12 protein-coding genes are annotated in these 15571 nt (G+C 72.9%); 9 read left to right on the forward strand and 3 right to left on the reverse strand.

The features are described 5' to 3' along the window. Positions 1-24 precede the first annotated feature (24 nt). Positions 25-561 carry a SigE family RNA polymerase sigma factor gene (locus CG736_RS30980; protein ID WP_100589458.1) on the reverse strand — a complete coding sequence of 179 codons (537 nt, stop codon included), beginning with the start codon at positions 559-561 and terminating at the stop codon, positions 25-27. 167 nt (positions 562-728) lie between these two features. Further along, positions 729-1358, reverse strand: coding sequence for a hypothetical protein (locus CG736_RS30985; protein WP_100589459.1), 630 nt, complete (start codon positions 1356-1358; stop codon positions 729-731). A gap of 176 nt (positions 1359-1534) precedes the next feature. Between CG736_RS30985 and CG736_RS30990 the strand changes: the two genes are divergently transcribed. The 6 genes from CG736_RS30990 to CG736_RS31015 all read left to right on the forward strand — a co-directional run bounded on the left by CG736_RS30990 (position 1535) and on the right by CG736_RS31015 (position 9921). Beyond that, positions 1535-2095 carry a GNAT family N-acetyltransferase gene (locus CG736_RS30990; RefSeq protein WP_100589460.1) on the forward strand — a complete coding sequence of 187 codons (561 nt, stop codon included), beginning with the start codon at positions 1535-1537 and terminating at the stop codon, positions 2093-2095. Positions 2096-2128: 33 nt separating this feature from the next. Further along, entirely contained in the window at positions 2129-3406 is a 1278-nt protein-coding gene (locus CG736_RS30995; RefSeq protein WP_100589461.1) for a VanZ family protein, read from the forward strand. A gap of 66 nt (positions 3407-3472) precedes the next feature. After that, the gene (locus CG736_RS31000; RefSeq protein ID WP_232734294.1) at positions 3473-4639 is read left to right on the forward strand and encodes a damage-control phosphatase ARMT1 family protein; all 1167 of its coding nucleotides are present in this window, start codon (positions 3473-3475) and stop codon (positions 4637-4639) included. Positions 4640-4730: 91 nt separating this feature from the next. Beyond that, a complete protein-coding gene (locus CG736_RS31005; protein ID WP_100589463.1) occupies positions 4731-5144 on the forward strand; it encodes a hypothetical protein in 414 nt (137 codons plus the stop codon). A gap of 185 nt (positions 5145-5329) precedes the next feature. Then, positions 5330-8239 carry a glycoside hydrolase family 48 protein gene (locus CG736_RS31010; RefSeq protein WP_100589464.1) on the forward strand — a complete coding sequence of 970 codons (2910 nt, stop codon included), beginning with the start codon at positions 5330-5332 and terminating at the stop codon, positions 8237-8239. Between the two features lie 194 nt (positions 8240-8433). Further along, positions 8434-9921 carry a S8 family serine peptidase gene (locus tag CG736_RS31015; protein ID WP_100589465.1) on the forward strand — a complete coding sequence of 496 codons (1488 nt, stop codon included), beginning with the start codon at positions 8434-8436 and terminating at the stop codon, positions 9919-9921. 1139 nt (positions 9922-11060) lie between these two features. Here the strand turns inward: CG736_RS31015 and CG736_RS31020 are convergent. Beyond that, positions 11061-11963 (reverse strand): HipA family kinase, encoded by a 903-nt coding sequence (locus CG736_RS31020; RefSeq protein WP_100589466.1) that lies wholly within the window; start codon positions 11961-11963, stop codon positions 11061-11063. A gap of 129 nt (positions 11964-12092) precedes the next feature. On the opposite strand from CG736_RS31020, the gene CG736_RS31025 reads away from it, so the two are divergent. From CG736_RS31025 to CG736_RS31035, 3 genes are all read left to right on the forward strand, one after another. Continuing rightward, on the forward strand, positions 12093-12533 hold the full coding sequence (locus tag CG736_RS31025; RefSeq protein WP_100589467.1) for an SRPBCC family protein: 441 nt from the start codon (positions 12093-12095) through the stop codon (positions 12531-12533). A gap of 121 nt (positions 12534-12654) precedes the next feature. Further along, positions 12655-13818 (forward strand): glycosyltransferase, encoded by a 1164-nt coding sequence (locus tag CG736_RS31030; RefSeq protein ID WP_100589468.1) that lies wholly within the window; start codon positions 12655-12657, stop codon positions 13816-13818. Positions 13819-14053: 235 nt separating this feature from the next. Next, positions 14054-15565: a sugar transferase gene (locus CG736_RS31035; protein WP_232734295.1), complete on the forward strand. Its 1512-nt coding sequence runs from the start codon at positions 14054-14056 to the stop codon at positions 15563-15565. The last annotated feature ends 6 nt before the right edge of the window (positions 15566-15571 follow it).

Here is a 15571-nt window from a genome sequence, read left to right on the forward strand (position 1 = left end):
GACAGGACGGGCACTGACCGGGCGTCAGCGCTGGGCGAGGTCGGCCAGGCCCTCGCCCAGCAGGGTCCGCAGCCGGGCCAGCGCCCGGGAGGCCTGGGAACGGACCGCGCCCGGACGGCAGCGCAGGATCTCCGCCGTCTCCTCGACACTGACGTCCTCCCAGTACCGCAGCACCAGCACCGCACGGTCCCGCGGCGCCAGCTGGGCCAGCGCCTGGAGCAGCGTCATCCGCAGCGTGCTGTCGTCCTGCGGACCCGGCAGGTCCGGCAGTTCGGCGACCGGGCGCTCGGTCGAACTGCGCCGCCGGTGATGGTCGATGAACTGCCGGTACAACACGCCCTGCGCGTAGCCCGCCGGATTCTCGATCGCCCGTCCGCCGAACAACCGCCCAGGTCGACGCCACACCACGTACATCCGGCTCAGCGTCTCCTGCACCAGGTCCTCGGCGAGATGGGTGTCACCACCCGTCAGCAGACAGGCCGAACGGTACAGCGCGCCGGACCGGTTGGCGGCGAACTCCGCGTACTCCAGGTCGCCGCTGCGCCCTGCTGCTCCTGCCACGTCTGCTGTTCTCCCCCGGCTCCGTGCCTTGTCACCCTTCAGACGGAACGGACCGCCGGGGGCGTCACGGGGCCGACGCGGAAATTTCTGCCGGACGCCGCCGGACTTCCGCGGACCGGACTTCTGGCGGTCGGACTTCTGCCGGTCGGACGCGGAGCGCCCGGACCTCAGCGGGCCGGGCGCTCGCCCGCGCCGCGGCAGAACGGGCAGGCCCGGCTGCCGTGGCAGTCGCCGCAGCGGGCCCGGCCCTCGGTCCGGCCGCCCCAGGTGACGCCGCCCATCGTCCAACCGCGGCCCCAGCAGCGATCGCACCAGCCCAGGCCCTCGCACTCCGGGCACAGTTCGTAGCCCGGTCGGACGTCCTCCGGCGCGAGCAGCGGCTCGGGGCGGACGAACACCTCCGGCAGGTGCAGCGCCATCGGCTCCAGGTCGGCCCGGCCCAGCGTCAGGCCGCGCACCGGGTGGAAGTGCAGCCGGATCGTCATCCCGTCCCGCCACGCGTGCAGGACCTTCGAACCGGTCTCGGTGCGCTCCACCGTCCGCTGCCAGTCGGCCAGTCGGGACTCGGCCAGGGCCAGCGGGTCGGGGTCGGTCGGGGTGCGGTCGAAGGCGACCTGGCGGTGGTGGCCGAAGCTCAGCGGATTGCCGAACGCGGTGATGTCCGGATGCTCCGGCAGCACCGCCGGCGGCGCCATCCCGGGCGCCACCGCCTCCAGCAGCGCCGCGAACTCCGCGTACAGCCGCTCGCCGCGCCGCCGCAGCTCCTCCCGCGCCCCGGGTATCTCCTCGGCCGCCATCGTCCGCCCCTCGCTTCGAAGTGCCGTCAACTGGCCGGAGGCGTCCGGATGTTGCTCGGTGCGCGCCGGGCTCGCCGATTCTAGGCACCCGGTGCCGGCCCGGGGGCCGTTTTGCCGACCCGGGACGGTTCGCGAACGGCCGGACGTACCCCTCGCCCGAATGGTACGAAGATCGGATGACAAGTTACTGGCTGGGCGAACGAGTACGCCTGCGAGCGGTCGAGACCGGGGACGGGCCGCTGCTGGCCCGACTGTCCGAGCAGGAGGAGCGCCTCGGCGACCTGCTCAACCCGCCGCGCTCCACCGAGGGTTGGCAGACCTTCGCACGCGAGCACGCCACCGCCGACCCGTCCGGCGACACCTACACCCTGATCGTCGAGTCGCGCGCCGACGGCACCCCCGTGGGCTCGGTCGCCGTCCACCGCGCCGACCCGCGCAACGGCTGGTTCGAGTACGGCATCACCGTCGCCGCCGAGCACCGCCGCCGCGGCTACGCCGGCGAGGCCGTCCGCCTGGTGGTCCGCCACCAGTTCGAGGAACGGCGCTACCGCAAGGCCACCGCCCGGGTCTTCGCCCACAACCACCCCTCCCTGGAACTCCACCGCCACCTCGGCTTCACCGAGGAGGGCCGCCTGCGCGGCCACGCCTTCCTCTGGGGCCGGCCCGCCGACGTGGTGCTGCTCGCCCTGTTCGCCGAGGACTTCACCGCCCGCCACGGCGCCTCCGCGCCGCACTGAACCCCTGCCACCCCGTCACCTCCTGGAAGACCGATGATCGAAGCCTCCCTCTCCGCAGCCCCCGCCCTGTTCCCCGCCTTCGCCGTGCTGGGTCTGATCCTCGGGTTCACGGCCTTACGGCTCGCCCGGCGCCGGCAGTGGCCGCCGGTCGCGGCGGTGCTCCTCGGCCTGTCCCTGGCCGGGGAGACCGCGGCGACGCTGACGCCGACCAACAGCGGGAGCTGGGGATCGGCGACCTGTTCGATCGGCTCCGGGGTGTGGGACACCGCCGTCACCCAGCAGGGGCTGATGAACCTCGCCATGTACGTGCCGGTCGCGTTCTTCGGCGTGCTGACCCTGCGCCGACCGCTGACCGTCCTCGCGGGGTGCGCGGTGCTCTCCGCCGTGACCGAGACCTGCCAGACCCTGCTGGGGACCGGGCGCTCGTGCGACGCCGCGGACCTGGTCGACAACGTCCTCGGCGCGGTCGTCGGCACGGTCGTCGCGGTCGGCTGGCTCTGGCTGCGCCGCCGCAGGCCGTTGTCCGGGCGGCGGGACGCCCTGCACTCCCTCGGCACGGCCGGCACCGGTTTCGCGGCCGTCGCGGTCGTCGTCTGGCTGTACGTGCCGCTGCACAACGACCCGGCGGGCTTCGTCTCGGACCCCTCCTCGCACGATCGGTACGAGACGGCGGAGCGGATCGCCACGCAGCTGTTCGGCCCGGGCACCTGGGTCACGTCCGTCGGTCTGGCCACCGATCCCAAGGTGTCGCCCCAGCCGGTCCTCGCCGCCGTCACCGATCGCGGCAGGTTCCAGGCCGAGTGGCCCGGCGGACGCCTGCTCGTCAGCGCCTCGACCGCCCGCCAGGCCGAGGCGGAGCCCGTCACTCAGGACCGGATCCTCAAGGCCGGCGCCGACTTCGCGGCCACCTGGTTCTCCGACCTGACGCCGACCGCGAGCCCCACCCTCACCCCGACCGACGGCGCCTACCTGCTCAGCTACCGCCGCCACAACAGCGACAACGTCCTGATGCCCATGCGGCTCGACATCACCGTCGCCGCCTCCGGCCGGGTCACGGCGTCGTCCGCCCGCCGGGACGCCGATCCCCAGCTCCCGCACCCCACCGTCACCGCCGAGGCGGCCGAGCAGCGGGCCGTCGCCACCCTGATCGGCTCCCGCGCGGACACCGCGTCGCTGGTGGCCAAGCAGATCGACGGGCAGTGGCGGCCCTGCTGGGCGGTCGAGCTCGTCAAGCCCGGCGAGACCCGGGCGTCGGGCACCGTGGAGTTCGTCGACGCCGTCACCGGTCAACCGGTGGCGCACCAGGGCTGAGCCCCGGTCGGCAGTACTGTCGGACAGGCCCGGCGCCCGCTGTCGACGAAAGAGACGAGCCCCACCGTGTCGAACGCCCCCGTGATCCGCAGCGACGTCCCCGGGTCCTTCTCCTGGGGCGTCTTCCACGAGCGTCACCCCGAGCTCGTTCGGCAGGTCCTCGGCGCGCTGCCGTACGGCCCCGCCGAGCGGGCGGCGGTCGAGCGGCTGCTGGAGGAGAGCACCGGCGGCGTGCTGGAGCCGCTGCAGGAGGAGGCCGCGGACGTCGCGCAGTGGCGGGAGTGGGGAGCGGGCCTGTGGGGGCGGCCCTGGAGCGAGGCGCCGTTCCTGTGGGCGGAGAGCTACTTCTACCGGCGGCTGCTGGAGGCCATCGGGTACTTCCGGCCCGGCGCGTGGCAGGGCATCGACCCGTTCGCGCCGTTCAAGGACGCCGAGTTGGCCGGGTCGGCGGTGGACGACGAACTGGCCGCGCTGAGCAGGCTCGACGGCCTGCCGGAGACCCGCCGGGCGGCGGCGCTGCTGTCGTCCGCGCTGTGGGGCAACCGCGCGGACCTCAGCTTCGGGATCACCGCCGACGCCACCGGGACGGCCGCCGCCGACCTGGTCGCCGACGACAGTGCGACGCTCTGGACCGAGCTGGAACGGGCCCGCGGCGGGCAGGTCTGCGTCATCGCGGACAACGCCGGCCGGGAGCTGCTGCCGGACCTGGTCCTGATCGACCACCTGCTGGCCGGCGGCCTCGCGGCGCAGGTCGTGCTGTACGTGAAGCCGCAGCCGTACTACGTGTCCGACGCGACGACGGCCGACGTCCTCGCCGCCCTCGACCGCCTGCGCACCGCGCCCACGCCGGCCGCCGAGGCGATCGGCGGCCGGCTGTGGCGCGCCATGAACGACGGCGCACTGGTCGTCCGCACCCACCCGTTCTTCTGCGCGCCGCTGCCGTTCCACGCCATGCCGGCCGACCTCCGCGCCGAGCTCGCCGCCGCGACGATGACGATCCTCAAGGGCGACCTCAACTACCGCCGCCTGGTCGGCGATCAACTCCGGCCGCCGACCACGCCGTTCGGCGACACCGTCCGCCACTTCCCGTCCCCCGTCGCCGCCCTGCGCACCCTGAAGTCGGAGGTGGCCGTCGGCCTCACCGCCGCCACCGTCACCCGCCTCGACAACACCGCCACCCCCTGGCGCACCGACGGCCGCCACGCCCTGATCCAGGTCGCCGCCCGCCCGTAGCCGGGAGCGCCGCCGCGCGCGAAATGCCGTGGTGGCCGGTCGGCGGGGGCTGAGACCATGCGGGTCCGACCGCCCCGAGGAGTCCGAACCCGTGCCCACGCCCGCCGATCACCTGGCCGCCGCCCGCGCCGCGAGCGACCCGGCCGCGCTGCGCGCGCTCGCGAGCACCGGCCTGCCCTTCATCGACCAGGCGCTCGCCGCCAACCCGCACACCCCGCCGGACACGCTGACGCAGCTGGCCGGAGTCCGGCACTCGGCGTGGAACGACAATCGGCTGCTGTGGCTGCCGGCCGAGCACCCCGGTGCGGACGACCCGGTGCTGCACGCCGTGCTCGCGGCGGTGGCCGAACTCCTCGCGGCGGGGGAGCGGCCGTACGCGGCCGCGGTCGCGCTGGCGCGGCGGCCCGAGGTGCCGGTCGAGCGGGTGCGGGCGCTGGGGGAGTCGGCCGGGGCCTCGGCGCGGTTGCGCGGGCGGGTGGCGCGGGCGCTGGCCGGGCGGGCGTAAGTTTCACGTCGCCGGTGGCAGCGGCGGATCGGCGGATCGGGTGCGCTCCCACCGGCTGACGCCCAATTTTGCGTTGCTGCAAGGGGGTTGATACCTCTCCTGGCTGCGCACTCCCTTGACACCGCGCGCACCCCTCCCGATATTTGGGAGCGCTCCCACCACCTCCCCCCACCCGAGGAGCCGTCATGTCTCCACCCCGCAACCGGGCCACGGCGCTGAGCGCCGCCCTGCTGCTGCTCACGGCCGGCCTGTCCACCGCCGTGGCGGTGCCCGCGTCGGCCGCCGCCGTCCAGTGTTCGGTGGACTACACCGTCAACGACTGGGGCAGCGGGTTCACCGCGAACCTGGCGATCAACAACAAGGGCGCCGCCGCGCTCAACGGCTGGACGCTCACCTACTCGTACGCCGGCAACCAGACGCTCTCCGGGGCGGGTTGGAGCGGCACCTGGAGCCAGTCCGGGAAGAACGTCACGGTGGTGAACGCCGACTGGAACGGGACGATCCCGGCCGGTGGTTCGGTCAGTGCGGGCGCCAACTTCTCGTACAGCGGCAGCAACGCGGCCCCCACCGCGTTCGCGGTCAACGGGACCAGCTGCACGGGGGCCCACGCGGCCCCGACCACCACGCTGACCAGCCCCGCCCCGGGCGCCACCTACCAGGCGGGCGCGGTGATCCCGCTCTCCGCGACGGCGGGCGCGGCGGACGGCGCGAGCATCGCGAAGGTCGAGTTCTACGACAACACCACGCTGCTCGGCACCGCCACCACCGCCCCGTACGGCTTCAGTTGGACGGGCGCAGCGAGCGGCAGCCACTCGGTGTACGCGAAGGCGTACGACAGTCTCGGGGCGAGCAGCGAGTCGACCCCGGCGGGCATCACGGTGGCGGCGGGGCCGGCCGTCACCGCCACTCCGGTGACGCTGTCGGTCAACCAGGGGAAGACCGGCAGCTTCACGGTGAAGCTGAGCAGCCAGCCGAGCGCGAACGTCACCGTCACCACCACCCGGACGTCGGGCAACACCGGACTGTCCGTCAGTTCCGGCGGGACGCTGACCTTCACGCCGAGCAACTGGTCCACCGCGCAGACCGTCATGCTCACCGCCGACGCCTCCTCCACCGGTGCGGCGACGTTCACCTCGGCCGCCACCGGCTACACCTCCTCGGCGGTGACGGTGACCGAACTGGCCGCCGCGTCCGGGGTGTACAACGACCGGTTCCTGCAGCTGTACAACAAGATCAAGGACCCGGCGAACGGGTACTTCTCGCCGGAGGGCATCCCGTACCACTCGGTGGAGACCCTGCTGGTGGAGGCCCCCGACCAGGGGCACGAGACCACCTCGGAGGCGTACTCGTACCTGCTGTGGCTGGAGGCCCAGTACGGGCGGGTGACCAAGGACTGGTCGAAGTTCAACTCGGCGTGGACGCTCATGGAGACGTACATGATCCCGGGTCACGCCGACCAGCCCACCAACTCGGCGTACAACGCGTCCAAGCCGGCCACCTACGCGCCCGAGCACCCGCTGCCGAGCGACTACCCGTCGGCGATGGACTCCGCCGTCACCCCGGGCAACGACCCGATCGCCGCGGAGCTGAAGAGCGCGTACGGCACCGACGACGTCTACGGCATGCACTGGCTGCAGGACGTCGACAACGTGTACGGCTACGGCAACGCGCCCGGCAAGTGCGAGGCCGGGCCGACCGACACCGGACCGTCGTTCATCAACACCTACCAGCGCGGCGCGCAGGAGTCGGTGTGGGAGACGATCCCGCAGCCGACCTGCGACAAGTTCGCCTACGGCGGCAAGAACGGCTACCTGGACCTGTTCATCAAGGACAGCTCCTACGCCAAGCAGTGGAAGTACACCGACGCGCCGGACGCCGACGCCCGTGCCATCCAGGCCGCGTACTGGGCCGACACCTGGGCCAAGGCGCAGGGCAACGCCGCGCAGGTGGCGACCACGGTGGCCAAGGCCGGCAAGATGGGCGACTACCTGCGGTACTCGTTCTTCGACAAGTACTTCAAGAAGATCGGCAACTGCGTCGGCCCGACCGCCTGCGCGGCCGGCAGCGGCAAGAGCTCCGAGCACTACCTGCTGTCCTGGTACTACGCCTGGGGCGGCGCCACCGACACCTCGGCCGGCTGGGCCTGGCGGATCGGCGACAGCGCGGCGCACGGCGGCTACCAGAACCCGATGGCCGCGTACGCGCTGGTCAACGACCCGGCGATGGCGCCGAGGTCGAGCACCGGCAAGACCGACTGGACCACCTCGATGGCCCGCCAGGTCGAGTTCACCCAGTGGCTGCAGTCCAGCGAGGGCGCCATCGCGGGCGGTGCCACCAACAGTTGGAACGGCAGCTACGACACCCCGCCGGCCGGCACCCCGACCTTCTACGGGATGTTCTACGACGAGGCGCCGGTCTACCACGACCCGCCGTCCAACCAGTGGTTCGGCTTCCAGGCCTGGGGCCTGGAGCGGATGGCCGAGTACTACTGGTCGAGCGGCGACACCAGGGCCAAGGCCATCCTGGACAAGTGGGTGACCTGGGCGCTGTCCCAGACCACCTTCAACGCCGACGGCAGCTTCAGGATCCCGTCCACGCTGGCCTGGAGCGGCAAGCCGGACAGCTGGAACGCCACCTCGCCGGGCGCCAACACCGGTCTGCACGTGAGCGTGGTCGACTTCACCAACGACGTCGGGGTGGCCGGCTCGTACGCCAAGCTGCTGTCCTACTACGCGGCCAAGTCCGGCAACGCGGCGGCGAAGACCGCCGCGCAGAAGCTGCTGGACGGCATGTGGGCCAACAACCAGGACACGCTGGGCATCTCGGTGCCGGAGACCCGCACCGACTACAGCCGGTTCAAGGACTCGGTGTCGGTGCCCGGCGGTTGGACCGGCACCATGCCCAACGGTGATGCGATCAACGGGAGTTCGACCTTCCTGTCGATCCGGTCCTGGTACCGGAACGACCCGTCGTTCGCGAAGGTGCAGAGCTACCTGAACGGCGGTGCGGCGCCGACCTTCACGTACCACCGGTTCTGGGCGCAGGCCGACATCGCCACGGCGATGGCCGCCTACGGCGAGCTGTTCGGCGGCTGACCGAACGCCGGCGGCACCGCCCCGCAGCCCGAGTGCCCGGTCCGACCGACAGCGGACCGGGCACTCGTCCGCTCTAGGCCGATTGTTTTACTACCTCTTGATTTTTGTCATATGGGATGAATAGTCTCCCGGCCATTCGCGCGCCTTCGATCACCCTCGATCGCGTCCGCCGCCAGCCGGAAGGGTCAACCCCTATGAGCGTTCCCCGGATCCGCCGCTCCGCACTCCTCGCCGCAGGTCTCGCACTGGTCACGGCCGGCGCCCTCGCCGGACCCGCGGCAGGCGCGGCCGTGGCGGCCACCCCGGCCGCCACCGGGCAGCCGATGAACTACGTGGTGAACACCAAGGCCAACCACGGGCAGACCAAGAAGGCCGAGCGCGAGATCGAGGCGGCCGGCGGCAGCGTGGTCGCCTCCTACGAGCAGATAGGCGTGGTGATCGCCCGCTCGGGTGACCCCGGCTTCGCTGCCCGGCTCCGCCAGTCGAAGACCATCGACTCGGTCGGCGCCAGCCGCACCGCCGGGATCCAGGCCGCCGACGTCGAGTCCACCGTCGAGGAGACCGCGGTGCCCACCGCCGCCGCCGACGGCAACGAGCCGCTCTGGGCCAACCAGTGGGACATGCGGCAGATCGGCGTCGACCAGGCGCACAAGTCCGCCCTCGGCAACCGCGACGTGGTGGTCGGCGTGCTCGACTCCGGCATCGACGCCACCCACGAGGACCTGGCCGCCGCCGTCGACCCGGCGCTCTCCGCGTCCTGCCTCAGCGGCCGCCCCGACACCAGCTGGCAGTCCTGGCAGCCCACCAGCAGCAGCCACGGCACCCACGTGGCCGGCACCATCGCCGCCGCCAAGAACGGCAAGGGCATCGAGGGCATCGCCCCCGGCGTTCGGGTGGCCGCCGTGAAGGTGGTCGACAACGGCGGATTCATCTACCCCGAGTACGCGATCTGCGGCTTCGTCTGGGCCGCCGAGCACCACTTCACCCTCACCAACAACAGCTACTACGTGGACCCGTGGATGTTCAACTGCGCGGGCGACCCCGACCAGGGCGCGGTCAGCGAGGCCGTCCGCCGGGCCGTCGACTACTCCCGCCGGGGCGGGGTGCTGAACGTCGCCGCCGCGGGCAACGAGAACATCGACCTGGCGCACAAGACCGTCGACGTCAGCAGCCCCGACGACACCACCCCCGGCGGCCGGCCGATCGACGCCAGCTGCCTCGACCTGCCCGCCGAGCTGCCGGGCGTGATCGCGGTCTCGGCGATCGGCGCCAAGGGCGACAAGTCCTACTTCTCCAGCTACGGCCTGAACAAGGTCGCGGTCTCCGCCCCCGGCGGCGACGCCACCGCCTTCCAGGCGCCCGACACCCCCGACCGCCGTGGCGGGATCCTCTCCACCCTCCCCGGCAACAAGTACGGCTACATGTCGGGCACCTCGATGGCCTCCCCGCACGTGGCCGGCGTCCTCGCGCTGCTCGCCTCCACCCACCCGGGGGCCAACGCCGAGCAGCTGCGCAGCCTGCTGGTGAAGCAGGCCGACCCGCACGCCTGCCCGACCGGCGTGTTCAACCCCGGCGGCACCGGCGCCTACCAGGCCACCTGCGAGGGCACCCTGGCCAACAACGGCTTCTACGGGGCGGGCGTGGTCAACGCCGCCAAGGCCGCGGACGCCTGGCGGAACTGACACGACCTGACCGGCCGGGCGGTCGTCGGACGCAGTACGGCCGATGATGGGCCGACGGCTCCGCCGCCGCCTGGCCGGTGGCGGGCCGTTGATCTCGTCGCTGTCAAGGCTGTGGGTGTTTGGCGGAGTTGGGAACGGCTTGGTCGGCCGGGCGGTCGTTGGGTGCGTTGCGGCTGTTGGTGGGCCGAGGGTTTCGCGGCTGCCTGGCCGGTGGCGGGCCGTTGGCCTCGTCGCTGTCAAGGCTGCGGACGCCTGGCGGAGTTGGGAACGGCTTGGTCGGCCGGGCGGTCGTTGGGTGCGTTGCGGCTGTTGGTGGGCCGAGGGTTTCGCGGCCGCCTGGCCGGTGGCGGGCCGTTGGCCTCGTCGCTGTCAAGGCTGCGGACGCCTGGCGGAGTTGGGAACGGCTTGGTCGGCCGGGCGGTCGTCGGACACAGTACGGCCGTTGGTGGGCCGACGGTTTCGCGGCCGCCTGGCCGTTGGCGGGCCGTTGATCTCATCGCTGCTAAGGCTGCGGACGCCTGGCGGAGCTGAGACGACCTGATCGGCTGGCCGAGCGTCGGACGTATTGCGGTCGTTGGTGGGCCGACCGCTTCGCGGCTGCCTGCCGGTGGCGGGCCGTTGGCCTCGTCGCTGCCAAGGCTGTGGGTGTTTGGCGGAGTTGAGAGATGGCTTGGTCGGCTGGGCGGTCGTTGGGTGCGTTGCTGCTGTTGGTGGGCCGACGATTTCGCTGCCGCCTGGCCGGTGGCGGGCCGTCAAGCTCACTGCTGCTGCTCGGCGGGCCGCGGGCCGGTGGTGTGGATCGTGGCGTAGTCGGTCGTGGGTCAGGTTTTGTCGGTATTCCGGGATCGGTTCAACGTGGCAGCAACCACTGGTCGTTGCCACGCACTTGATCGGCTGGGCGTCGGTGGGTTCTGGCTGTCTGTCCGGCGGTGTCGTGCAGTCGGCCGTAGGTCGGTTCGGTGGGCCCGCGGGCCGGTGGTGTGGATCGTGGTGCAGCTGGTCGTGGGTCAGGTTTCGTCGGTGTTCCGGGATCGGTTCAACGTGGCAGCAACCACCGGTCGTTGCCACGCACTTGATCGGCCGGGTGTCGGCGGTTCCTGGTTGTCGGTGCCCGGCGGTGTCGCGTAGCCGACCGCAGGTCAGTCCTCGTTGCCGACGTGCCGGGACCAGTCGGACTCTACGGAGGCCAGGCCGGCCCGGTTCGGCACCTGCTTCAACCAGGCCGGACGGGCCGCCGTGCGGGCTGCCGCGGCCCGCTCCTCGGCGGCTCGGATCTGTTCCGGGGTGGCGAACCCCTCCGGCAGCCAGGCCGCGGAGTTCGTGACTCGGGCGGCCAGGTGCTGCACGTACGCGGCCCGGACGGCGGCCGGGGAGTCGAAGCCCGGCTCGTCGGCCAGCCAGGCGTCCGGCACCAACGCGGCGACCTCGGCGAGCAGTTCGGGTGTCACCAGGGGCGCCAGCTCGGCGTCCGCGGCGGCCAGGTCGGGGCCGTAGCCGCCCAGTGCGTGGCCGCTGAGGTCGTAGCGCTTGTGCACCGAGGCGTGCGCCGAGGACCAGCGGTGGTGGAAGATCAGCCCGGCGCCATTGTCGATCAGCCAGAGCCTGCCGTGCCAGACCATCAGGTTCGGGTTGTGCACGCTGCGGTCGACGTTGCCGGTCAGCGCGTCCAGCCAGACCACCCGGCCAGCCTCGGCGGGGGAGACCTCGATCATCCCGGGCTTGAAGTCCCGGGCGCCCGGCAGCAGGTCCATGCCCAGGTTGCGGCCCGCGCTGGCCTTCAGCAGGTCCTGGATCTCCTGGTCGGGCTCGTCCGCAGCCACGGCCGGGTCGAAGTCCACCAGCACCAGCGGCGGCACCCGCAGCCCGAGCCGCCGGGCCAGCTCGCCGACGATCACCTCGGCCACCAGCGCCTTGACGCCCTGCGCCGCACCGGTGAACTTCACCACGTACGTGCCCAGGTCGTCGGTCTCCACCACCCCGGGCACCGAGCCGCCCGCGCGCAGCGGATCGACGTACCGCAGCGCCGTCACCTCATCGAGCATCCGCCCACCCTAACGCCTGGCCGGAGACCCGCCCGTTTCCCGGTTTGGCGGGGGCCGACGGCGATGGTTGGCTTGGCCGCGACGTCGAGTGCAGATGCGCAGATGACCGGACCGAGGAGAAGTGAACAGATGGGCAAGGTGCACGCCACCACTGAGCGGACGTACGGGGCCGACCCGGCCCGGGTGTACGAGGCGCTGGCCGACTACACGGTGACCCGGCCGAAGCTGCTGCCCGCGCAGTACAGCGAGTACGAGGTGCGGGCCGGCGGCACCGGCGCGGGCACCCAGGTGCACTGGAAGCTCCAGGCCACCGAGAAGCGGGTCCGGGACTGCCTGTTCACGGTGACCGCGCCGAGCCCGGACACCCTGGTGGAGACCGACGCCAACTCCTCGATGGTGATCACCTGGACGGTCGCGGCCAACGGCCAGACCGGCAGCAAGGTCACCGTGGATGCGACCTGGACCGGCGCGACCGGCATCGGCGGCTTCTTCGAGCGCACCTTCGCCCCCAAGGGCCTGAACCGGATCCACGACCAGGTGCTGGCCAACCTGGCGGCCGAACTCGGCTGAACCGCCCGGCGATTCGGACACCCGTACGGCTGATCAGCCGTGCGGGTGTTCTGCGTCCCCGGGAAGGGTGAAGCGACCCCGGCCCGCCGGTGGCTGCCAACTTAGGCTCCGGGCCGTGCAGATGACGATCCTTCATGTCTCCCAACCGGTCGACGGCGGCGTGGCCCGGGTAGTGGTCGACCTGGTGCGCGGTCAGCGCGCGGCCGGCTGCCGGGTCCTGGTGGCCTGCCCGCCCGGCGGCCGGCTCGCCCACGAGGCCGCCGCCGTCGGCGCCCGGGTGCTGGACTGGCCCGCCGAACGCCCACCCGGGCCGGGCGCCGTCGGCGAGGCCTGGCGGCTGCGCCGGATCCTCCGCTCCGCCCGCCCGGACGTGCTGCACCTGCACAGCGCGAAGGCCGGGCTGGCCGGCCGGCTGGCCGCCCGCGGCGCCGTGCCCACCGTGTTCCAGCCGCACGCCTGGTCGTTCGCCGCCGTCGAGGGCGTCCTCGCCACGGTCGGTCTGCGCTGGGAGCAGTACGCCACCCGGTGGTCCCGCACCCTGCTGTGCGTCAGCGAGCAGGAGCGGGCGGACGGCGTGGCGGCCGGGCTGGTCGCGGACTGGCGGGTGGTGCCCAACGGCGTGGACCTGGCGCACTTCACGCCCGCCGACCCGGCGTCCCGGCGGTCCGCCCGGATGGCCCTGGGCCTGGAGCAGTCCGCCCCGCTGGCGGTGTGCGTCGGCCGGCTGTGCCGGCAGAAGGGCCAGGACGTGCTGCTGGACGCCTGGGAGCAGGCGCAGCGGCGGCTGCCGGCGGCCCGGCTGGTGCTGGTCGGCGGCGGCCCGGACGCGGAGGCGCTGGCCCGCCGGGTGCGGGCGCTGCCCGTGCCGTCCGGGGTGCGACTGGAGGGCGACGTGGCGGATCCGCGGCTGTGGCTGGCGGCCGCCGACCTGGCGGTGCTGCCCTCGCGCTGGGAGGGAATGGCGCTGGCGCCGCTGGAGGCGATGGCCTGCGGGCGGCCGGTGCTGCTGACCGATGTGGCGGGGGCGCGGGAGTGCCTGCCGCCCGGCGAGCGGGGCCGTTCGGTGGTGCCGCCGGAGAATCCCCGTGCGATGGGCGAACGGCTGGTCGAATTCCTCTCGGATCGGATCGAATGCGAACGGCGCGGTGTTCTGGCCCGGGCGCACGTGGCAGATCATCACGATATCCGGCAAGTAATCTCGCAGGTGGCGGCAATTTACCGGACTATTGTTCGGAGCCGGGTGGTCCCGGTGGGCCGCACATCCCGTGTCCCGCAGCGGTTCTGATCGTTTGTCAGGCCGTGAACGGCCGCCCGCATCGGGGCGGCCTTCTCTCCTGAGGGTCGGATTATTAGGCGGGTGGAATGAAATGGCATGTCAGCTGCCTGTTCTGGTAAAGGCGTTCGGTAATGTCTGATTCTGCCTGCTTCGTCCCATTTTTCTCCAGGGAAATGGTCGACCGCGCTTCTCGGCCGCAGGTGCTTGCCTGGAACGGCTTCACAGCAGGGGAGTTCGTGCGCTGATGAGCATTGACCACGAGAGTGTGTCGCGGCCGGCCTCCATGCTGGAGGCCTCCGGCCGCCACGGCAACCGTCACGGCGCGGGACTGCTCGACCGGCCGAGCACGCGGGCGCTGCCACCCCGGACCTCGACCGCGGTCGGCCGCCACCGCGGCCGGCTGCACTCTCGGGCCGCCCTGCCGCTCGCGCTCGCCGGCGCCGACACCCTGGCCGTCGCGCTGGCGGCCGCCGCCACCGCCCCAGCCACCGCCCGGCCCACCGTCACCGCGCTCCTGCTGCTGCCCGCCCTGCTCCCGCTCAACCTGGCCGGCGGCCTCTACCGCAGCCGGCTCAGCCTCTCCGTCCTCGACGAGTTCCCCGCCCTGGCCGCCCGCGCCGCCGTCGCCACGGCCTTCGCCGTCACCGCCGACGCCTGCCTGACCGGCCACTGGAACGACCACGGCGCGACCGGCCCGCTGCGGCTGCTCGCCCTGCTGCTCCTGATGCTCCCGCTCGCCGCCCTCGGCCGCGCCTACGTCCACCACCGCACCCGCCGGGCCCGCCGCCGCCGCCCCAGCCCGGTGCTGATCCTCGGCGCCGGCGAACTCGGCCAGCGGATCGCCGAGGTGCTCGCCGCCCGCCCCGAGTACGGCCTGCGGCCGGTCGGCTACCTCGACGCCGACCCGCTGCTGCTGCCCCCCGGCAGCCCACTGCCGGTGCTCGGCGGCCGCGAGGTGCTCGGCCGGGTCCTGCGCCGCTACCGCGTCCACCACGTGCTGGCCACCGGCGGCTCCGCCGACGACGCGGACACGCTGGCCGCGCTGCGGCAGGCCGCCCGGCTCGGCTGCCAGGTCTGGCTGCTGCCCGGCCTGCGCGAGTTCGACTCGGTGCAGGGCGCCGGCGACCACCTGTGGGGCTTCCCCTGCCTGCGGCTCGGCGCCCCCGCGATGCGCCGGCACGGCTGGGTGGTCAAGCGCGGCTTCGACATCGCGGCGGCCGGCCTCGGCCTGCTGCTGCTCTCCCCGGTGCTGGCCGCCTGCGCCCTCGCGGTGCGCTGGGAGACCGGCCCGGGCGTGCTGTTCCGCCAGCAGCGCACCGGGCTCGACGGCCGGGTGTTCACCCTCCTCAAGTTCCGCACCCTGCGCCCCAGCAACGAGCACGAGTCGGCCACCCGCTGGAACATCGCGCAGGACCACCGGATGGGCACCGTCGGCAAGTTCCTGCGCAAGGCCTCGCTGGACGAGCTCCCGCAGCTGTGGAACGTGCTCCGCGGCGACATGAGCCTGGTCGGCCCGCGCCCCGAACGCCCCTACTTCGTCCTGCGGTTCGGCCAGGCCTATCCCGAGTACGCCGACCGGCACCGCGTCCCGGTCGGGCTCACCGGCCTGGCCCAGGTCAACGGCCTGCGCGGGGACACCTCCATCGAGGACCGGGCCCGCTTCGACAACCGCTACATCGAGGGCTGGACGCTGTGGCAGGACGCCAAGATCCTGCTGCGCACCGCCGCCCTGGTGGTCCGCCCGGACGGGAGCTGAACCGGA

Source organism: Kitasatospora sp. CB02891 (genome assembly GCF_002803145.1).
GTDB lineage: Bacteria > Actinomycetota > Actinomycetes > Streptomycetales > Streptomycetaceae > Kitasatospora > Kitasatospora griseola.